This is a genomic window from Amycolatopsis endophytica (assembly GCF_013410405.1).
Lineage (GTDB): Bacteria > Actinomycetota > Actinomycetes > Mycobacteriales > Pseudonocardiaceae > Amycolatopsis_E > Amycolatopsis_E endophytica.
On the sequence record NZ_JACCFK010000002.1, the window covers coordinates 985,392 to 1,005,235 of the forward strand.

21 protein-coding genes are annotated in these 19,844 nt (G+C 70.7%); 14 read left to right on the plus strand and 7 right to left on the minus strand.

Annotation, left to right across the window (positions count from 1 at the left end; all coding sequences use genetic code 11):
- Positions 1–17 precede the first annotated feature (17 nt).
- Positions 18–986, plus strand: coding sequence for a nitrilase family protein (locus HNR02_RS30220; protein WP_179777046.1), 969 nt, complete (start codon positions 18–20; stop codon positions 984–986).
- Positions 987–989: 3 nt separating this feature from the next.
- On the opposite strand, the gene HNR02_RS30225 is transcribed toward HNR02_RS30220, so the two are convergent.
- On the minus strand, positions 990–1,742 hold the full coding sequence (locus HNR02_RS30225) for a GntR family transcriptional regulator (RefSeq protein ID WP_179777047.1): 753 nt from the start codon (positions 1,740–1,742) through the stop codon (positions 990–992).
- Between the two features lie 109 nt (positions 1,743–1,851).
- On the opposite strand from HNR02_RS30225, the gene HNR02_RS30230 reads away from it, so the two are divergent.
- Genes HNR02_RS30230 through HNR02_RS30260 form a run of 7 tightly spaced genes read left to right on the plus strand, consistent with a single transcriptional unit; the run spans position 1,852 to position 8,267 of the window.
- Positions 1,852–3,000: a phosphotransferase gene (locus tag HNR02_RS30230; protein ID WP_179777048.1), complete on the plus strand. Its 1,149-nt coding sequence runs from the start codon at positions 1,852–1,854 to the stop codon at positions 2,998–3,000.
- Positions 2,997–3,986, plus strand: coding sequence for a dihydroxyacetone kinase subunit DhaK (locus HNR02_RS30235; RefSeq protein WP_179777049.1), 990 nt, complete (start codon positions 2,997–2,999; stop codon positions 3,984–3,986). The genes HNR02_RS30230 and HNR02_RS30235 overlap by 4 nt, the downstream gene beginning before the upstream one ends.
- Positions 3,986–4,630 carry a DAK2 domain-containing protein gene (locus HNR02_RS30240; protein WP_179777050.1) on the plus strand — a complete coding sequence of 215 codons (645 nt, stop codon included), beginning with the start codon at positions 3,986–3,988 and terminating at the stop codon, positions 4,628–4,630. The genes HNR02_RS30235 and HNR02_RS30240 overlap by 1 nt, the downstream gene beginning before the upstream one ends.
- Positions 4,627–5,433: an N-acyl homoserine lactonase family protein gene (locus HNR02_RS30245; RefSeq protein ID WP_179777051.1), complete on the plus strand. Its 807-nt coding sequence runs from the start codon at positions 4,627–4,629 to the stop codon at positions 5,431–5,433. Before HNR02_RS30240 ends, HNR02_RS30245 begins: the two co-directional genes overlap by 4 nt.
- Before the next feature lie 31 nt (positions 5,434–5,464).
- Positions 5,465–6,274 (plus strand): ABC transporter ATP-binding protein, encoded by an 810-nt coding sequence (locus tag HNR02_RS30250; RefSeq protein WP_179777052.1) that lies wholly within the window; start codon positions 5,465–5,467, stop codon positions 6,272–6,274.
- Complete coding sequence (locus tag HNR02_RS35825) at positions 6,271–7,131, plus strand: ABC transporter permease (protein WP_179777053.1); 861 nt, start codon at positions 6,271–6,273, stop codon at positions 7,129–7,131. Before HNR02_RS30250 ends, HNR02_RS35825 begins: the two co-directional genes overlap by 4 nt.
- Positions 7,128–8,267, plus strand: a complete 1,140-nt coding sequence (locus HNR02_RS30260) for an ABC transporter substrate-binding protein (protein WP_179777054.1) — start codon at positions 7,128–7,130, stop codon at positions 8,265–8,267. Before HNR02_RS35825 ends, HNR02_RS30260 begins: the two co-directional genes overlap by 4 nt.
- Here the strand turns inward: HNR02_RS30260 and HNR02_RS30265 are convergent, their stop codons facing one another.
- The 4 genes from HNR02_RS30265 to HNR02_RS30280 all read right to left on the minus strand — a co-directional run bounded on the left by HNR02_RS30265 (position 8,268) and on the right by HNR02_RS30280 (position 12,985).
- Positions 8,268–8,966 carry a trimeric intracellular cation channel family protein gene (locus HNR02_RS30265; RefSeq protein ID WP_179777055.1) on the minus strand — a complete coding sequence of 233 codons (699 nt, stop codon included), beginning with the start codon at positions 8,964–8,966 and terminating at the stop codon, positions 8,268–8,270.
- Between the two features lie 97 nt (positions 8,967–9,063).
- Positions 9,064–11,217 (minus strand): excinuclease ABC subunit UvrB, encoded by a 2,154-nt coding sequence (gene uvrB, locus HNR02_RS30270; RefSeq protein WP_312861221.1) that lies wholly within the window; start codon positions 11,215–11,217, stop codon positions 9,064–9,066.
- A gap of 50 nt (positions 11,218–11,267) precedes the next feature.
- Complete coding sequence (locus HNR02_RS30275) at positions 11,268–11,522, minus strand: hypothetical protein (protein ID WP_179777056.1); 255 nt, start codon at positions 11,520–11,522, stop codon at positions 11,268–11,270.
- A gap of 212 nt (positions 11,523–11,734) precedes the next feature.
- On the minus strand, positions 11,735–12,985 hold the full coding sequence (locus HNR02_RS30280; RefSeq protein WP_312861222.1) for a PucR family transcriptional regulator: 1,251 nt from the start codon (positions 12,983–12,985) through the stop codon (positions 11,735–11,737).
- 58 nt (positions 12,986–13,043) lie between these two features.
- On the opposite strand from HNR02_RS30280, the gene HNR02_RS30285 reads away from it, so the two are divergent.
- The 5 genes from HNR02_RS30285 to HNR02_RS30305 all read left to right on the plus strand — a co-directional run bounded on the left by HNR02_RS30285 (position 13,044) and on the right by HNR02_RS30305 (position 17,464).
- Positions 13,044–13,571, plus strand: coding sequence for a ribonuclease FAU-1 family protein (locus HNR02_RS30285; protein ID WP_179777057.1), 528 nt, complete (start codon positions 13,044–13,046; stop codon positions 13,569–13,571).
- Between the two features lie 105 nt (positions 13,572–13,676).
- Positions 13,677–14,591 carry an ABC transporter ATP-binding protein gene (locus tag HNR02_RS30290; RefSeq protein WP_179777058.1) on the plus strand — a complete coding sequence of 305 codons (915 nt, stop codon included), beginning with the start codon at positions 13,677–13,679 and terminating at the stop codon, positions 14,589–14,591.
- A complete protein-coding gene (locus HNR02_RS30295; protein ID WP_446680337.1) occupies positions 14,588–15,328 on the plus strand; it encodes an ABC transporter permease in 741 nt (246 codons plus the stop codon). The genes HNR02_RS30290 and HNR02_RS30295 overlap by 4 nt, the downstream gene beginning before the upstream one ends.
- Positions 15,329–15,596: 268 nt before the next feature.
- Complete coding sequence (locus tag HNR02_RS30300; RefSeq protein ID WP_179777059.1) at positions 15,597–16,835, plus strand: sensor histidine kinase; 1,239 nt, start codon at positions 15,597–15,599, stop codon at positions 16,833–16,835.
- Positions 16,832–17,464 (plus strand): response regulator, encoded by a 633-nt coding sequence (locus HNR02_RS30305; RefSeq protein ID WP_179777060.1) that lies wholly within the window; start codon positions 16,832–16,834, stop codon positions 17,462–17,464. Before HNR02_RS30300 ends, HNR02_RS30305 begins: the two co-directional genes overlap by 4 nt.
- Positions 17,465–17,809: 345 nt before the next feature.
- Here the strand turns inward: HNR02_RS30305 and HNR02_RS30310 are convergent, their stop codons facing one another.
- Complete coding sequence (locus HNR02_RS30310; protein ID WP_179777061.1) at positions 17,810–18,235, minus strand: pyridoxamine 5'-phosphate oxidase family protein; 426 nt, start codon at positions 18,233–18,235, stop codon at positions 17,810–17,812.
- A gap of 40 nt (positions 18,236–18,275) precedes the next feature.
- Positions 18,276–19,460, minus strand: a complete 1,185-nt coding sequence (coaE, locus tag HNR02_RS30315) for a dephospho-CoA kinase (protein ID WP_179777062.1) — start codon at positions 19,458–19,460, stop codon at positions 18,276–18,278.
- A 158-nt stretch (positions 19,461–19,618) separates the two neighbouring features.
- On the opposite strand from coaE, the gene HNR02_RS30320 reads away from it, so the two are divergent.
- Positions 19,619–19,831: a hypothetical protein gene (locus tag HNR02_RS30320; protein ID WP_179777936.1), complete on the plus strand. Its 213-nt coding sequence runs from the start codon at positions 19,619–19,621 to the stop codon at positions 19,829–19,831.
- Positions 19,832–19,844 lie beyond the last annotated feature (13 nt).

A 19,844-nucleotide genomic window follows, 5' to 3' on the forward strand; every position in this document is an offset into this window, starting at 1 on the left:
CATTTTGAGATGGCACGATGACGGAAGTTCTGAAGGTGGCGACGGTGCAGTTCGAACACCACGCCGACGACAAGCGGTACAACCTGGCGCGGGTGGCGCACTTCACGGACCGGGCCGCGGCGGCAGGCGCGCGGCTCGTGGTGTTCCCGGAGATGTGCGTGACCGGGTACTGGCACCTGCGCCGCCACGACGCACAGACGTTGCACGCGCTGGCCGAACCCACCGGCGGGCCGTCGGTGAGCGCGGTACTCGCGCTCACCCGGGAGCACGGAATCGGCGTGGGCGCCGGGTTCCTGGAAAGCGATGGCGGCAGGCTGTTCAACTCCTACGCGCTGTGCCTGCCGGACGGGTCCGTGCACGTCCACCGCAAGCTGCACGCGTTCGAGCACGAAGCGATCAGCAGCGGTGACCGGTACACGGTCTTCGACACCCCGTGGGGCGTGCGGATGGCGATCCTGATCTGCTGGGACAACAACCTCGTCGAGAACGTCCGCGCCTGTGCGCTGGCCGGCGCCTCGGTGCTGCTCGCACCGCACCAGACCGGGGGCACCGCGTCCCGCAGCCCGCACGGCATGCGCCCGATCCCCCTGGCCCGCTGGCAGAACCGGCACACCGACCCCGGCGCGATCGAGGACGAGTTCCGCGGCCCCAACGGCCGGGAGTGGCTGATGCGCTGGCTTCCGGCCCGCGCCCACGACAACGGCTTGTTCGTGGTCTTCAGCAACGGTGTCGGCCAGGACGACGACGAGGTCCGCACCGGCAACGCGATGGTGCTCGACCCGTACGGGCGCATCCTCGCCGAGACGTGGGCAGCCGGCGACCGGATAGTGACGGCTGACCTCGATCTCGGCCTGATCCCGTTGTCCACCGGACGGCGGTGGCTGGCCGGGCGCCGCCCGGAGCTCTACGGAAGCCTCGTGCGGCGGCTCGGCATCGAGCGCGAACCGCGGACGGCCCGCTTCGCCACAGAACCGGTCGACCTCTGACCGTCACACCGGTGCCAGGCGGACGACCATGAAGGTGAACCTGCCCTCGATGAAGTGCGCCTCGGTGTGCATGAAGGGCCGGTTGCGGTGGTCGAACTGCATCTGGTCCAGCAGGAGGAACAGCGTCTCGGGCGCCGGGGGCTCCTCGGCGAAGGGAGCCCATTCGGCGGGCAGGCCGCGGCAGGCGTGGATTTCGGACACCGCGCGCCGCGGCACCACGTCGGTGTGCTTGCCGAGGTGGGCGAAGACCGAACCGGTGAGGTCGTCGACGTCGAAGTCGTCACCGAAGACCCACATCGGCATGACGTCGTGCACGTACGCGACGACCACGTCGTCCGCCGAGATGGTCCGGCGGAGTTCGAGGACGTCCCCGCCCGGGTTGCCGGGGAACTCCGCCGCTTCGTCCGGCGTGGCCGGCCGGATCTTCTTGAGGGAGAAGCGCATCGACGGGGTCAGGCCCATCTCGCGGATGGTCTCGGTGATCGATTTCAGCTCCTGCAGACCGGTGTGGACCATCGCGTCGCTGACCGAGATGAACGTGCCGACACCCTGCCGCGAGGTGATCAGCCCCTGGCTCTCCAGGGTGCGCAGGGCTTGCCGGACCGTCACCCGGGAGACCTGGAACTCGGCGCAGAGCTCGGCCTCGGTGGGCAACCGCTGCGTCTGCGACCAGTGTCCTTCCCGGATCCGTTGACGCAGGACCTGGGCCAGTTGCTGCGGCAGGGTCGTCCGCCCCGAACCGAGCTGTCGCGACATGAGGGGTCTCTCTCCGTGATCGTTGGGTGCCTCAAACATACAGCAGTTGACAAACGATAGTTGTCAGTCAACTATGAACCCGCCCTGATCAAGAACGGATGGAGCGGCGATGACGCCCCCTGACGGCTCCCCACGGCAACCTGCCGTGGTGCCGGCCGAAGAGGACCTGCCCACGGTCCGCCGGCTGGCCGGTGAGGTGCTCGGCACCGATCCCACGGTGATTTCCGAGATCGGCAACGGGAACCTGAACCAGGTCTTCCGGGCGAGTTCGGCACGGGACAGCGTCGTGATCAAGCGCGCGGTGCCCTACGTCCACTCGGTCGGCCGGTCCTGGCCGCTGTCCAGCGCGCGGGTGATCACCGAAGCGCGGGCGTACGAGGTGCACCACGCCGCGTCGCCGGGCCGGCTGCCCGGCCTGCGCGGCCGCGACGACGACGCGCGCCTGCTGGCGATCGAGGACATCGCCGGTCTCGACTGCCGGAGCTGGCTGAGCTCGGACCGGCCGGCACCGTCGATCGCGACCGCAGTCGGCGACTACTGCGCCGACATCGTCCAGCGCACCTCTCCCGGCGCGATGAGCGGCGCCCGGTGGGACGAACTGCGCGCGGCGTTCACCGACACCACCATGCGGGACTTCACCGACCGGGTCGTGTTCCGCGCGCCGTTCGAGGACGACCCGACCAACAGCTGGCCCGCCCACCTCCGTGAACGCCGGTCACTGGTGACGGACGACCCGGCGATCCTCCGGACCGCGGCACACGCCCGCGCCGTGTTCCTGGGCCGGGCGGACTGCCTGCTGCACGGTGACCTGCACTCGGGTTCCGTGCTGTTCGACGGGACGCGCACGGCGATCATCGACCTGGAGTTCGCCTTCTTCGGCCCGGCGGCCTTCGACATCGGCAACTTCCTCGCCCACCTCTACTTCGCCCGGGCCCGGCGGCACGCCCTGGGTGAAAGCGCCGCGCGCCGTGCCGAGATCGACCAGCTCGCCACCGAGTTCTGCGAGACCGTCACCCGGCGGCTGGCCGGATCCGGTGCACCGACCGGGCTCGCCGCGGAAGCCGCGCTGTTCGCCGGGAGCGAGCTGCTCCGCCGGATCGTGGGCCGGTTCGCGGTGGCCGACCTCGTCGAGCTCCCCACCGCCGCGCGCGAATCGGCCGAGCGAGCCGTCTTTTCGGCCTGGCACAACCTCTTCCGCTCCCACCACACCGTCACGACGTTCACTGAGATCTGGCACACGGCCGAAGGGACGAGATGAAAAAGCTGATCAACCAACCCGGGGCGTTCGTCGACGAGGTCATCTCGTCCATCGTCGACGTCCACCCCGAACTGAGGACGTCACCGGCGAGCAAGCGCGTGGTGACCAGGACGGGCGGCACCCCGCCCGGGCAGGTCGGGATCGTCACCGGCGGTGGTTTCGGCCACCTGCCGCTGTTCCTCGGATACGTCGGCGGCGGGCTCTGCGCCGCCGCGGCGGTGGGCAACGTGTTCTCCTCGCCGTCGTCGGAGGAGATGCTGATCGCCACCCGGGAGGCCGACAGCGGCGCCGGTGTCCTGCACCTCTACGGCAACTACGGCGGCGACGTGCTGAACTTCGAGCTCGCCGCCGAGGACGCGGCGGCCGAGGGCATCGCCGTGCGCACCGTGCTCGGCACCGACGACGTGTTCTCCGCCGCACTCCCCGAAGACCGGCGCGGGGTGGCCGGCCTGGCACTGGTCTGCAAGATCGCGGGTGCCGCCGCGGCCCGCGGGGACAGCCTCGACCAGGTCGCCGCGATCGCGCAGCGCGCCGCGGACCACACCCGCACCGCGGGGGTGGGCCTGTCCCCCACCTATCTGCCGACCACGGGAAAGCCCACGTTCACCCTCGCCGACGACGAGATGGAGATCGGCGTCGGCATCCACGGGGAACCGGGCTCGGAGCGGATCACGATCGAGACCGCCGACGCGGTGGCTGACCGGCTGATGGACGCGATCTTCGCCGACGCCGCGCCCGCCGCGGGCGACCGGGTCGCTCTGCTGGTGAACGGGCTCGGCGCCACCCCCGCCGAGGAGCTGTACCTGCTGACCGCGAGGGCGAGGGCGCGCCTGCACAAGCAGAACGTCACGGTCGCGCACACCTACGTGGGGCACTACGCCACCAGCCTGGAGATGGCCGGTGCCTCCGTCACCGTGACCACCCTGGGCGACGACCTCGCCCCTCTGATCGCCGCGCCCGCGCACTCACCCCTGGTGAGGTTCTGATGAACGCCACGGCCGCCCTGCTCCAGCAGGCGCTGACGCAACTGCCCGGCCACGCGGACGAACTGCGTGACCTCGACGCCCACCTCGGCGACGGCGACCTCGGCATCACGGTCTCCTCCGGTGCCGACGCGGCACGGGCCGCGGTCGCCGGGTTGCCGGACGACGCCACGCCGGCCGCCTTGATCCGCGCCGCGGGCGCCGCCTTCGGCCGCGCCAACCCGTCGACCTTCGCCGCGCTCGTCCACGGCGCGGCGAACGCGGCGGCCGCCGCGCTGGGCGACGCGCCGGAACTGGGCCGGGCCGAAGCCGAACTGGTCCTGACCGAGGCGATCGCCAGCATCGCCAAGCGCGGCCGCTCGGCCCGGGGCGACAAGACCGTCCTGGACGCGCTGTCCGCGAGCCTGGACGCCCTGCGGTCCGCGCCCAGCGACCCGGCCTCCGCCCTGGCCCGCATGATCGAGGCCGCGCGGGCCGACACCGAACGCCTCGCCGCGAACCAGTCCCAGAAGGGGCGCGCGGCCTGGATCCGGGAGCGCAGCGTCGGCCACCCCGACGCCGGATCGATCGCCTACATCCGCTTCCTGCAAGCACTCCACCACGCGGTGCCGGCCGGCGCCGCCGAGACCGAACGGAGGCCGTCGTGACCGGCTCCGACATGCGCCTGTACGTCCTGCCCTCAGGACTACTGCACTACGACCAGAGCGTGTTCACCTACGACCGGGGATGCGGGATCGGCGTCGAGGTGCCGAGCCTGATGTTCCTGATCGAGCACCCGAAGGGCCGGGTGTTGTTCGACACCGGACTCGACCCGGCGCTGGCCACCGATCCCCACGGCTACTGGGGCGACATGGCCGATCTCGTGCGGCCGGAGGTCGAAGCGGGGCAGGACATCGTCAGTCACCTGGGGCGCCTCGGCCTCACCCCGGACGACGTCGACTACGTCGTCCTGTCCTGCCTGTTCCGCGACCACGCCGGCGGGCTGAAGTACCTGCCGCGGGCCACGGTGATCGTGCAGGGGGTGGAGTTGCAGCAGGCGCACTGGACCTCCGCCTGGCTCCGCGCGACGTACAACAACCCCTACGAGCCCAACGACATCGTCCGCATGCGCGAACGCGAGTACGTCGAGCTGTACGGGGAGGACTGGGACCTCTTCGGCGACGGACGGGTCGTGGCGCTGAGCTCCCCCTGCCACACCCGCGGCGAGCAGGCCCTCGTGGTGCGGCTGCCGGAGACCGGGACGGTGCTGATGCCCGCCGGCGTGATTCCCACCAAGGAGAACTTCGACACCGACGTCATGACCGGGCGACTGCTGGTCGACCCGCCGGAGGCCTACCGCAGCGCCCGGCGGCTGAAGAAGCTGGCCGCAGACGAGGACGCCCTCGTGCTCTTCCACCACGACCCGGCGGACTGGAAGACCTACCGGCAGGCCCCGGACCACTACGCGTGACACCGGCGGGCCCATCAGAAACGGACGAACCATGTCAACTGCAGCAAGGACCGTGCCGGCAGCACGGGACACCAGCTACTTGAGTTTTTCCGAGGTCGGGATGTCCTTCCCGGACGGGAACTCGGCCAAGCACATCCTCTCCGGCATCACGCTCGACGTGCGCCACGGTGAGACGGTGTGCCTGCTCGGGGCGTCCGGGAGCGGGAAATCGACCCTGCTGAACATCGCCGCGGGCTTCCTGACCCCCACCACGGGCACGGCGCTGGCCGAGGGCCGCGCCATCGACGGCCCCGCGGCCGACCGGGTCATGGTCTTCCAGGAGGACGCGACCTTCCCCTGGTACACCGTCGCCCAGAACGTCGCCTACGGGTTGCGGGCGCGTGGAACCGACCGGCGCGACCGCGAAGCGCGGGTCGCCGAGATGGTCGAACTGGTCGGTCTGGGCGACGCCGCCGGCTCCTACCCGCGGCAGCTCTCCGGCGGCATGCGCAAGCGGTGCGACATGGCCAGGGCGCTCGCCGTCGAGCCCGAGGCGATCCTGATGGACGAGCCCTTCGCCGCACTGGACGTGATGACCAAGGAACGCCTCCAGGTCCAGTTCCGCCGGATCGGCCTCGACCGCGGGCTCACCTCGCTGTTCGTCACGCACGACCTGGAGGAGGCGCTGTTCGTGGGCGACCGGGTCGCGGTGCTGCGCAAGGGACCGGGCCCCCTGCTCGCCCTCGTCGACGTCCCGTTCCCGCGCGACCGGGACGTCTCCGTCAAGACGACTCCCGAGTTCCAGCAGCTCCGCCGCAGGCTCGGCGAATACATCGCGAACAACCACGGAGGCCCATCGTGACCGAGACCTCGCTGTCCGGCGTCGCTGTCGACGCCCGGCCGGACCGGCGGCGGGCGCGGGCGGCCCGGCGGACCGCGCTGCGGATCGCCGAGGCGGTGCTCATCCCGGCGGTCCTGATCGTCGTCTGGATCTGGACCAGCACCTCGAACCTGACCGATCCGCTGTTCGTGCCCAGTCCCGGCCAGGTGTGGAATTCGTTCGTCGCACTGGAACCGCGGCTCGGCTCGGCCATCACGTCCACCGTCCTGACCACCCTGGCCGGCTTCGCCGTCGGCACCGGCGCCGGCGTCGGCATCGGCCTGCTGCTGGCCTACAGCCGGCACACCCGGTCCCTGCTCGGCGGGATCTTCGACGCGCTGCGGCCCATCCCGATCTTCGCGCTGATCCCGCTGTTCATCCTGTGGTTCGGGCTCGGCCGGACGCCGCAGATCATCCTCGTCGCCTTCGGCACGTTCGTGGTGCTCGTGGTCACGACGCTGGAAGCGATCCGCAACGTCCCGCCGGTCTATGTGAAGGCCGCGTTGAACCTCGGAGCGTCCCGCGGGTTCATCTACCGCACGGTCGTCGTCCCCTCGATCACGCCGCACCTCATCGGCGCGGTGCGGGTGTCCGCGGCCGCGTCCTGGGGTCTGGGCGTCGCGGCCGAGTTCATCGGAGCGCAGAACGGCCTGGGCTACCTCATCATCAACCGGCAGAACTACCTGGACACCGCGGGCATCGTCGTGCTCGTCGTGGTCTACGCGATCATCGCCTACCTCGTCGACCTGCTCATCCGGCTCGGACAGGGCCGCCTGCTGCGCTGGACCGACCGCGGCTCGGCAGCTTCGTCGGTCAGCTCGGTGCTGGGGGCGGCATGAACCGGACGACGCGCGGGTGGAAGGCGGCGTGCGGGCTCACCGCGGCCGCGCTGGTGCTCGCCACACAGGCACTGACCGGGTGCGCGGCCGAGGTCAAGAGCAACAGCTCCGAAGTGACCATCGCCGTGCAGCCGTTGCTGGACTACGCCCCCTGGGAGTTCGCCCGGACCCACGGCCTGGCCGCGGAACTGGGACTCACGCTGAACTTCACCTACCTCACCCAGGTCAACACCGCCATCCAGGCGCTGGAACGCCACGAGGTCGACGTGGTGAGCACGTGCACGGCCTGCAACCTGCCCTACCTGGTGTCCGTGCCCTCCGTCCGCGACATCATGACCATCGACCAGTTCAAGGGCTTCATCATCGTCGGCCGGGCCGGCGCGCCCTCCTACGACCAGCTGGTCGCGCAGGGCCACCCGGACGCACAGGCCCGGCAGATCGTCTACGACAACCTCAAGGGCAAGACCCTCATCGGGAACAAGGTCATCTTCGGCCCCCTCGTGAAGGGCCTCGAGCAGTACGCGAACCTGCAGCCGGGTGACATCAACATCGTGGACATGCCCGATGACGCGAAGGCGGCCACCGCGTTCCTCTCCGGGCAGGGCGACTTCTACATGGGCTCGCTCGCGCAGGAGTCGAAGCTGCTGCAGAACTACCCGGACAAGTTCGTCAACGTGGGCGGCGCGGAGGTCCTGGGCCCGGCCGGCCTGTGGTACTGCACGGCCGCGGTCGACCAGCGGTGGCTGGACAAGAACTTCCCGACCGCGCGGAAGCTCGTCGCATTGTGGCTGCGCACCAGCCGCTACCTCAACGAACGGCCCGATCTGGCCGTCCCCGAACTGACCCGGGTCATGAACACCCGGTCCGGCAGCACCTACACGCCGGAGCAGATCGAGAACCAGATGCGCCAGTTCGTGCACTACACGGACCCCGCGGCGGCCCGGAACGACGTCTACAACCCGCAGTCGCCGCTGTACTGGCGCAATTCGCTCGACTTCTACGCCGAACAGAGCGTGGCGGCCGGGGAACTCCCCGCCGGGAGCTCGCTGGACGAGTACAACCTCCAGGAACAGATCTACGACTCCGTGATGCGCGACCCGGCACTGGTGGAGTGGATCGAGGCGCCGCTGACCTGATCAGGTGTCCGGCGGGTTGCGGCGCTGACGGCGGTTGCGCCACGCGGACGCCAGCCTCGAATGCGGCTGCCACTCCAGGCCGTTGGGCAGGTTCCAGCCGAACCTGACCGCGGCGACGCGGAACAGCAGTGCCCCGACGACGCCTGCGATGAGACCGGCCAGCGGCGCGCCGAGGTAGGTGCAGACGACCATCGTGGCGGCGACCGCGGCCGCGACCGTGCCGTACAGCGGCGTGCCCCCGAAGACGGCCGGGACGCGGCGCAGCATGATGTCGCGCAGCGCCCCGCCCCCGACGGCGGTGGTCGTGCCGAGCAGGATCGCAGGCAGCCACCCGAGTCCCGCGGCGAGCGTCTTCTGCGCACCCGTCACGGACCAGAAACCGATGACGGCGGCGTCCAGGGCGGTGAAGAGCTTGTCCCAGGAGCTCTCACTGATCGAGATGACGAACGACAGGAGCGCCCCGGCCAGGGCGGTCGGCAGGTAGGCGTAGTCGGTCAGCGCGACGGGCGGGCCGTTCTGCAGCAACGTGTCGCGGATGACGCCGCCCCCGAGCCCGGAGATGCTGCCGACCACGAGGAACCCGAACAGGTCGAGCCGCTCCGCGCGGGCCACGGCGCCGCCGAGGATCGCGCAGGCGAACACCCCCGCGAGATCGAGGTAGCGCGTGACCTGCGTGATCGCCTCCACCGCTGCCGCCATACCCGGTGACTCTAGTGTGGACGGTCTTGTCGCGGCTCCCGTAGCGAAGTGGGACGGATGTCCGTCGCACCCCCGGGCCGGGGGTGCGACGGAGCGGCTACTTCACGCCGGCGGCGTCCATGCCGCGCAGTTCCTTCTTCAGTTCGCCGATCTCGTCGCGCAGGCGGGCCGCCAGTTCGAACTGCAGATCGCGCGCGGCCTGCATCATCTGGTCGGTCATCTGCTGGATCAGGTCGGCCAGTTCGGCGCGCGGCATGCCTGCCACGTCGCGGTCCACCAGGACGCCGGAGCTGCGCCCGCCCTGCTCCGGCTTCTTGCCGCGCGAGGCGTTGCGGCCCGAACCGCCGACCGGAACCGTCTGCTCCGAGTCCTCGGCCTCGGTGTAGACGCGGTCGAGGATGTCGGCGATCTTCTTGCGCAGCGGCTGCGGATCGATGCCTCGTTCCTCGTTGTAGGCCACCTGCTTCTCGCGGCGGCGGTTCGTCTCGTCGATCGCGTACCGCATCGAGTCGGTGATCTTGTCCGCGTACATGTGGACCTCGCCGGAAACGTTGCGCGCCGCGCGGCCGATCGTCTGGATCAGCGAGGTGCCGCTGCGCAGGAAGCCTTCCTTGTCCGCGTCGAGGATCGCCACCAGCGACACCTCCGGCAGGTCCAGGCCCTCGCGCAGCAGGTTGATGCCGACCAGCACGTCGAAGTCACCCGAGCGCAGCTGCCGCAGCAGCTCGACCCGGCGCAGCGTGTCCACCTCGGAGTGCAGGTACCGCACCCGGATACCCAGCTCCAGCAGATAGTCGGTGAGGTCCTCGGCCATCTTCTTCGTCAGCGTGGTCACCAGGACCCGCTCGTCGCGCTCGGCACGGACCCGGATCTCGTGCACCAGATCGTCGATCTGCCCCTCGGTCGGCTTGACCACGACCTCCGGGTCGATCAGACCGGTCGGCCGGATGACCTGCTCGACGAACTCGCCGCCGGTCTGGCCCAGCTCGTACGGGCCCGGCGTGGCCGACAGGTACACCGTCTGCCCGATCCGGTCGGAGAACTCCTCCCAGGTCAGCGGCCGGTTGTCCAGCGCGCTGGGCAGCCGGAACCCGTGCTCGACCAGGGTCCGTTTGCGGGAGGCGTCGCCCTCGTACATGCCGCCGATCTGCGGCACCGTCACATGCGACTCGTCGATGACCAGGAGGAAGTCCTCCGGGAAGTAGTCGATCAGGGTGGCCGGGGCGGACCCGGCGGCGCGGTCGTCGATGTGGCGCGAGTAGTTCTCGATGCCGGAGCAGAACCCGACCTGCCGCATCATCTCGATGTCGTAGCTGGTGCGCATGCGCAGCCGCTGGGCCTCCAGCAGCCTGCCCTGCTTCTCCAGCCGCGCCAGCTGCTCGGCCAGCTCCGCCTCGATGCCGCGGATCGCCTTCTCCATGCGTTCCGGCCCCGCGACGTAGTGGGTGGCCGGGAAGATGCGCACCTCGTCGAGCTCGCGCACGATCTCGCCGGTGAGCGGGTGCAGGTAGTACAGCTTGTCGATCTCGTCGCCGAAGAACTCGACCCGCACGGCCAGCTCCTCGTACGCCGGGATGATCTCCACCGTGTCACCGCGCACCCGGAACGTGCCGCGCGAGAACGCAAGATCGTTGCGCGTGTACTGGACGTCGACCAGCGCGCGCAGGAACGTGTCGCGCTCGACCTCCATGCCGACCTCGAGCTTGCTGGACCGGTCGAGGTAGGACTGCGGCGTGCCCAGGCCGTAGATGCAGGACACCGACGCGACCACGATGACGTCGCGGCGCGAGAGCAGGTTCATCGTCGCCGAGTGGCGCAGCCGCTCCACGTCGTCGTTGATCGACGAGTCCTTCTCGATGTAGGTGTCGGTCTGCGGGACGTACGCCTCGGGCTGGTAATAATCGTAGTAGCTGACGAAGTACTCGACCGCGTTGTGCGGGAACAGTTCGCGCAGCTCGTTGGCCAGCTGGGCGGCCAGCGTCTTGTTGGGCGCCATCACCAGCGTGGGCCGCTGCACCTGCTCGATCAGCCAGGCCGTGGTGGCCGACTTGCCGGTACCGGTGGCGCCCAGCAGCACGACGTCCTTCTCGCCCCGCCCGAGCCGCTTGCTCAGCTCGTCGATGGCCGCCGGCTGGTCACCGGCGGGCTGGTACTCGCTGACCACCTCGAACCGGCCGCCCGCCCTGGGGATCTCGGAGACGGGCCGGAACTCGGACTGGGCGAGCACGGGGTGTTCGGTTGCGAAAGCCACGGGAACCAGAGTAGGCGCGCCCACCGACAGTTTTCAGCGAGGCGGATGTTTCAGCAGGCCAGGCGCCGGTCGCGGGCGGCGCGGGCCAGGCAGGACTCGCACGGCATCCCGCAGATGCGCTCCAGCACCTCGGCGCTGCCGCAGACGATCGGCGCGCCGCAACGGGCGATGAGGACCTCGGGGATCGGGCCGGTCTCGGGGATGGGCACGAGGTGGCACACGCGGTCGCGTTCGCCCGCGGCGCCCCGGCGCAGGCGCACGAGGGCCATCACTCCGGTCGGCTCGGCGTGGACGACGTTCCCCATAGCACCAGCGTAAACCGGAATAATCGTGGAATCTTCGTGCCGACGGCCCAATCCTGGGGGCCAGGACTGGTCCTGAAGGACGAAAGCGCAGGACCGCGGGCTGCCGCACAGCCTCATGAAACACCCGAAAGAGACAAAGCGGCCTGGCCGTGTTTCTTCAGCGGCGGAACCGCTTGCCGTGGGCCACGCGCTGGCCACTTCCGAAACAGTCGCTACGGCGTGGCCAGCACCGCGCCGCCGAGGCGGTGGCACAGGCGCAGCGCCAGTTCGACGTCGAGGCGGTTCTCCGACACCGGCCGCCCCAGCATCTCCTCCGCCTTGCGGACCCGGTACTGCACGGAGTTCTTGTGCATCGTCAACCGCCCGGCCGCCGCCGTGTAGCTGCCGCCCGTCGCCAGGAACACGCGCAACGTGTCACGCAGACGGGCGTGCTGCTCGTCGTCGGTGGCGAGGTCGCCCAGGGTGTCGGCGACCCAGCCGCGCGCGGCGGCCATATCGCCGGCCATCAGCGCCATCGCCCCGACGTCGCGGAAGGTCAGGACCCGGTCGCAGTGCTCGCCCGCGGCGAAGGCCAGGTTGTACACGCGCTGCGCCTGCCGGTGGCTGGCGCGGAACCCGTCCAGCCCCTCCCCCGGATCGCCGAACGCGAGGCGGATGCCCGAACCGGCCTTGCCGAGCACCTTGCGCACATGCTCCTCGTCCGGCATCGCGGGCGTCTCCAGCGGGAACCAGACCCACGCGCACACCTCGTCGTTCGGCACGAACAACGGGCCGCCGGAGCTGGGCAGGCCCGCGGCGAGCTCGTTCGCGACCGCCTCCAGCCCGCCGAGGACGTGACCGGCGCCGGGATCCGGCGCCTGCCACACGATCATCGCGAGGTGGGTGCCGCGCAGGCGGTAGCCGAGACTGGTCTCGCTGGTGTCGGTGATCTCGCCGGCGAGCAGCGACCGCACCCTGGCGGCGCGCACCGCGCTGCGGTTGACCAGCCAGCGGTCGCGTTCCTCCTGGTAGGCGGACACGACCTGCTGCGTGACGCGGTCGATGAACGCGAACGCACCGGTCAGCGCGTGGCCCATCATGCCGCCGAGCAGCATCGGATCGGGCTCGAGCTTCACCGCTTCCTGCAGGGAATAATCGAGGAGCGCGGTCTGGCCGAGGTAGTAGGCGCGGATCAGATCGACGACCGGGGTGCCGCGCTGCGCGAGCCTGCGGGCGTACTCCAGCGCCGCGACCGGGGCCTCGACCCGGTGCGGATCGATGCCGTGCTGGAAGATGCGCAGCGCGGTGTCGACGTTTTGGTAGACGCTCGCGGACAGCAGGCTGACCACGCTCTCGTCGTCGTTGACCAGGTGGGGCAGCTCGCGCGCGTACAACTGCACCAGTTCGCCGGTCAGTTCGGTGGCCCTGGTCGCCAGCGCGGCGGCCACCCGCGCCACTCCTTGGATCGCGTCTGCCTCCGCCACATGATCACCCTACCGTCGTGACGGTTTCTTTTCTTATGTGAACCCGCAGAATGAACCCATGACCGCGCACGCCGAGGCCATCCATCCCCCCAAGACCGAGACCTTCGACGTGACCAACCGGACGAACACCGATCCGAAGGGCATCGCCCGGGAGGTGGAGGAGTACCGGGTCGAGCCGTTCGGCCTGTACCTCGCCCGTCCGGCACCGGGGCGGGCCCAGTTCCACTACCTCGAATCGTGGCTGCTGCCCGGACTCGGTCTGCGGCTGACCGACTTCTGGTTCCGGCCCGGTCACGAGCGTGACCAGGACTTCTACCTCGACGTGGTGTCGGTCGAGCGGGACGGCGGCACCTGGCGGACCACCGACTGGTACCTGGACCTGGTGGTGCGCGAGGGCGAGCGGGTGGAGGTGGTCGACACCGACGAGCTGCTCGCCGCGGCCGCCGCCGGCCTGCTCGCCCCTGCCGAGGCCGAGCGCGCGCTGGAGATCACCTACGCCACCGTCGAGGGGCTCGCGGCACACGGTTACCGCGTCGACCGGTGGCTGTCCACACACGACATTCACCTGACCTGGCGTCGCCGCTGATCCCCGGAATCATCCGATCGGTTGATCGTGGCCCACCGCCCGGCTGGCTGCGTGGTGACCGCGGGGTCGATCCGGCGCCCGCCGATTCCGCGAATGCTGAGAGCCATGGGGATCATCGAGGTGCACCACCTCAGCAAACGTTACGGCGAGAAGGTGGCGGTGGAGGACGTGTCCTTCACCGTCGAACGGGGCGAGATCTTCGGGATCCTGGGCCCGAACGGCGCCGGCAAGACCACGACGGCCGAATGCCTGGAGGGGCTGCGGCGGCCGGACGGCGGCACGATCCGCGTGCTGGGGCTCGACCCCCGGCACGAGACCGCACAGCTGCGCCGCCGCCTGGGCGTGCAGCTGCAGGAAACGCAGCTGCCGGACCGGCTGCGCGTCGGCGAGGCGCTCGATCTGTACGCGTCGTTCTACGACGACCCGGCCGAGCCGGACGCGCTGCTGGAGGAGCTGGGACTGACCGGGGTGCGGGGCACGCAATACCGGAAGCTGTCCGGCGGCCAGAAGCAGCGGGTCTCGATCGCGCTCGCGCTGATCGGCGGTCCCGAGGTCGCGGTGCTCGACGAGCTGACCACCGGTCTCGACCCGCAGGCGCGCCGCGACACGTGGGAGGTCATCGAGGGCATCCGCGCCCGTGGCGTGACCATCCTGCTCGTCACGCACTTCATGGAGGAGGCGGAACGGCTGTGTGACCGGATCGCGGTGATCGACGCCGGCCGGGTCGTCGCGACGGACACCCCGGCCGGCCTGGTCGCGCGGGTGAGCGACGAGCAGCGCGTCCGGTTCCGGCCGTCGCGCCCGGTCGCCGACGAGGTGTTCACGGCGCTGCCGGAGGTGCGGCAGGTGGACCGGCACGGCGAACGGATCGTCGTCACCGGTGACGGCGGCGTGCTGCAGGCCGTCACGTCGGTGCTCGCCCGCAACGGGATCGTCGCGGGCGAGCTGCGGGTGGAACAGGCCGGGCTGGACGACGCGTTCGTCGCGCTCACCGGCCGCAAGATCGACCAGGGGGCATGATGCTGACCCGGCTCACCGCCGTCGAGGCGAAACTGTTCCTGCGCGATCCGGGCGCGCCGATCACCGTGATCGGGGTCCCGGTCGCGCTGCTGCTGGTGTTCGGCCTGATGCCGGACAACGGCCGGCCGAGCGACGACTTCGGCGGGCAGGCGCCGCTGCCCGGGTTCATCGCACCGCTGGCGGTCGCGATCCTGATCGCGATGCTGGCACTGACGTTGTTCCCGGCCGCGATGGCATCCCACCGCGAGAAAGGAGTGCTGCGGCGGCTCGCGGCGAGCCCGGTGCCGCCGTCCCGCCTGCTGGCGGCGCAGCTGCTGGTCAACCTGGGCGCCGCGCTCGTCGTGGTGCTGCTGATCGTCGTGGGCGGGCGGCTCGCGCTCGGACTCGCGCTGCCCGCGAACCCGGGTGGCTTCCTGCTCACGCTCGTGCTGGGCACGCTCGCGCTGTTCAGCGTCGGGCTGCTGGTCGCCGCGCTGGCCAGCACTGGCAGGGCGGCGAGCGGGATCGGCACCGCCGTGTTCTTCCCGATGCTGGCGCTGGGCGGGGTGTGGGTGCCCAAGGAACAACTGCCGGGGGTCCTGCGGGGACTGGCCGACGTGCTGCCGCTCGGCGCGACCTTCAACGCGTTGCGCTCCAGCTGGACAGGCACGTTCCCGGCACCGCTCCAGCTGATCACGCTGGCGGTGTTCGCGCTGGTCTGCGGCGTGGTGGCGGCCCGGGTGTTCCGGTGGGAGTGAAGAACCCGGCCATCGCGGGCAACCGAATCCGGGCCGGCGGCGTCACAGTCACGAAGCTCGTTCGCGTTCCGTGCTGGTACTGGCGGGAGCGGTGGAGCTGTTGTTGCTCGTCACCGGTGGCCGATTCGGCTGCTTCGGCGACGAGCGGTGTTTCCGGGCGGCTGGTCGGCATCTGGCTTGGGGGTATGCCGACCAGCCGCCGTCACTCCGCCGCCCGGCGGCGGACACCGTGGCCGTACCTGCGTGTTTTCGGGGTGTGCGCCGGATAATGGAGCCCGTGAACCGTCGCGCCTGGTCCTCGTCGCTCGACTTCGCCGTCGGGCCCGGCGGGCCGCTGCCGGAGCAGTGGAACCGCTGGGTCGACCATCGCCTGCCCTACGTGCTGCTGGCCGTGGCACTGCTGCTCAGCCGCCGGGCCGATGTCCTGCCACTGGCCGGTGTCACCCTGGCCTGGTTGCTGGCGAAGGACGTCGTGGTGCCCCCGCGGTGGCGCTCGCACGGGATCACGCTGGCGGTCTGGTTCGCCGGGACGCTGACGCTGGCGTCGATGCTGATGTACCGGGACACGGTCCTCCTGGTGTTCATGATCAGCTGCTTCTTCAGCGCCCTGAAGCTGAAGCCGGCCCCGCTCGGGGTCCTGGGGCTGGCCGCCACATCCGTGATGATCAACACGATCGGTTCGGGAGGACCGGGGCAGGCGCTGAGCGAGGACCCGGAGCTGTGGCTGACCGTCATCGCCGTGCAGACCACGGCGATCTGCGGTGGCGCCATGATGGCGCGCACGATCAGTGAACAGAACGAGGCACGGCGGGCGGCACTGGCCGAACTGGAGACGGCGTTGCGCGAGAACGCGGGCCTGCACCGGCAACTGCTCGCGCAGGCGCGGGAGGCCGGGATGCTGGAGGAACGGCAGCGGCTCAGCGTGGAGATCCACGACACGCTCGCGCAGGGGTTCACCGGGATCATCACGCAGCTCGAAGCCGCCGAAGGAGCCGAGCGCGATCCGGCGGAGTGGCGGCGACGCCTGGCCACGGCCACCGCCCTGGCGAGGGAGAACCTCACCGAGGCACGCCGGTCGGTGCACGCGCTGCGGCCCGGTCCGCTGGAGGAGGCCGGGCTGCCGGAGGCACTGAACGCGGTGGCCGGCCGATGGGCCCAGCGGTCCTCGGTGGCGGTCGAGTTCACCGCGACCGGCACGCCGCGGCCGATGCACCCGGAGATCGAGGCAACGCTGCTGCGCATCACCCAGGAAGCACTGTCCAATGTGGCCCGGCACGCTCGCGCGCGCCGGGTCGGCCTGACACTGTCCTACATGGAGGATCTGGTGACACTCGACGTGCGGGACGACGGGTCCGGCTTCGATCCGGCGCGGCGCGGTGACGGGTTCGGGCTCACCGGGATGCTGCACCGGGTGCAGCGGCTGGCCGGGACGCTGGCGATCGAGTCGGAACCCGGTGCGGGCACGGCGATCTCGGCGAGTCTGCCCGCGATCGGTGCGGCCACGTGATCACCCTCGTCATCGCCGACGACCACCCAGTGGTGCGGGACGGCCTGCGCGGGATCTTCACCACCGAGCACGGGTTCGAGGTGCTCGGCGAAGCCGGTGACGGCGCGGAGGCGGTGGCGGTCGCCGAACGCGTGACGCCGGACGTCGTGCTGATGGACCTGCGCATGCCGGGCACCGACGGGGTGCACGCGATCCGCGAGCTGGCGCGGCGTGGCAACCGGGCGCGGGTGCTCGTGCTGACGACGTACGACACCGACTCGGACGTGCTGCCCGCGATCGAGGCCGGAGCCACCGGCTACCTGCTCAAGGACGCACCCCGCGAGGAACTGTTCCGCGCGGTGCGGGCGGCTTCGCGCGGCGAGGCGGTGCTCTCCCCCGCGGTGGCGAGCAGGCTGATGGGGCAGATGCGCGCACCGGCACGGGAGGAGCTGAGCCGTCGCGAAATCGAGGTGCTGACGCTGATCGCTCGCGGCGGCACGAACAAGGACGCGGCCGCCAGACTGTTCATCAGCGAGGCGACGGTGAAGACGCACCTGCTGCACGCCTACGCCAAGCTCGGGGTCAAGGACCGGGCGGCCGCGGTGGCCACCGCGTTGCGGCAGGGGCTGATCGATTTCGGCGAGAGCTGAGGCGGGTGTGGAAGTTGTTGCGGCGCTGGGACTCGGCGACGCGTCGTGCTTTTGATTTTGGTGGGCGGCTCGGCGCTTATGCCGTCAACCCGGGGCCGGGTGGTCAATTCGGAGTCTGCCTGTTCGGCCTTTGGCTGGTGGGGGAGCGCCTTCGGCGCTGGCCGCTGGTTGCTGGGGCGGCCGGTAGTCGGTCGGCTTGGGTTCGACACGTCTTGGCTGGCTTGCGTTGCCGGGTGGCGGTTCCGGAAGGGCCAACACGCCAGCGGGAACGGCCAACACGCTGCCCGGAAGGGCCAACACGGCGACGGGAACGGCAAACACGGGCGTGTTGGCCGCTCCGGGCGCTCAGCCTGCACCCAAGTCGGCCGAGAGCCAGTGCTCCGGGCGCATCGAGATGACGAAGTGTTCGCCGAGCTGGGTGCGTTCGAACTCCAGGTATCCGTCGACCTTGCCGGGCGGCAGGTAGTGTTCGGCCAGCTTTCGTGCCAGTTCGGGGGTGTCCGGCGCGGTCGCGGTGACCGGGCCCTCCACCGATACGTAACGCACCGTCGGCTCGATCCGTTGCGCCATCAGGCTGAACCGGCCAGCGGCCTCGATCGCACGAGCCTTGCGGGAACCGGGGGTCGTCCGGATCCACAGCTCACCGCCGGGCGTGTACTGGTACCAGATGGGGACGGTCAACGGCGCGCGGTCCGGATTTTCGGCCACCGAGAGCGCGCCGACGTGCGGCTCCGCCAGAAACTGTTCGCGTTCGTCCACCGAGAGTGCCATGCGCCCCAAGCTAGGCGAGGGGTACGACAAAAACCGGCACTCAGGCCGACCAGCCGGTGCGGCCTGCCCACTCCTCCGCCCTCGCGAACGCCGCGTTGACCCAGGTCTGCTTCTCCTCGGCGTAACCGTCCACCGAACCGTCGGCGCCGTGCGCCTCCGCCAGATCCTCCTTCACCCGGGCGTAGGTGTCGCGCTCCGCGGGGTTCGCCCGCAGCCACGCGGCGAACAACAGGGCCAGCCGCCACGCGGGGGTGGCCGTGCTGCGAACATGCACGTTGACCGGCCGCCCGGGATCGGCCCCGTAGTGGAACCGCTTGGGCCACGGGTCGCCCCCGCCCTGCGGATCGTCCCACCAGTCTCCCGCCGCGCGGACGAAACCCGCGTCGGACAGGACGTCGGCGAACTCGTCGGCCTGCGCCAGCGTCGACACCGTCACCTGCAGGTCCAGCACGTCCTTCGCGGGCAGTCCCGGCACCGAGGTGGACCCGATGTGGTCCACCCGGGAGGCCCGGCCCGCGGTCAGCAGCCGCAGCCGGGCCAGCGCGCGGGCGGCCTGGGCGGGCCAGGTGACGTCGTAGGGCACCAGTCGCGGCGGCATCGGCGGGCGCGGGCGGCGGAGCCGGACGTTCGCCTCGAACGGCACCAGCCGGTCCGCCCACAGCCGGTCCACCTCGGCCAGCACGGCGTCGGCGGGGCCGGAGTTGTCCAGCCACACGTCGGCGACCGCGCGGCGCTGGTCATCGGTGGCCTGCGCCCTGATGCGGGCGCGGGCGTCCTCCTCGGGCATCCCGCGCAGCTCGGTCAGGCGCCGCAGCCGGGTTTCGACGGGCGCGTCGACGATGAGGACCAGGTGGTAGTTGGGCGCGTACCCGCCCTCGACCAGCAATGGCACGTCGTGCAGGACGATCCCGTCCGGCGGCACCGCGGCCATGCGCTCGGCGGTCCGCGCGCCGATGAGCGGGTGCAGGATGCCATTGAGCCTGCGCCGGGACTCCTCGTCGGCGAACGCCTTGGCCGCCAGCGCCGGGCGGTTCAGGCCGCCGTCCGCGCCGAGGACGTCCGCTCCGAACGCCTCGACGACCTTCGCGAGTCCGTCGGTGCCCGGTTCCACGACCTCCCTGGCGATCACGTCCGCGTCGACGTGCACCGCGCCGTGTTCGACGAGTCGCGCCGCGACGGTCGACTTCCCAGCACCGATTCCTCCGGACAACCCCACCCGCAGCATGGTTCGCATTAGACCAGACCCCACGAACGGGTGGTCTTGACTCCCCGGACGGCTTGTAATCCAAACGAGACGGGTGACACGCCGCGCCGCTACTACGCTTCGGCCCGCTCGTTGCGTACGGTGCGCGGCGGGAAGGTCGCCCATACGGAGGAACGATGTTGTCGCGCAGCAAGCACGCCGGGAGGCACCGGCTCGGCGCGCCCGGTCTGGTGCACTGCGTCATGCATCGTCCCGTGGCGATTGCGCTGGAGGAGTACCGCCGCACCTGGCTGACCGCCCTGCTGATCCCCGCGAAACACAGTCTCGCCGGCCTCAAGCGCCGCGCCCGCGCGGCCGCGCTCGAACGCGCCTGGGCGCCCGCCATCAGCTGACCCCGGACATGGC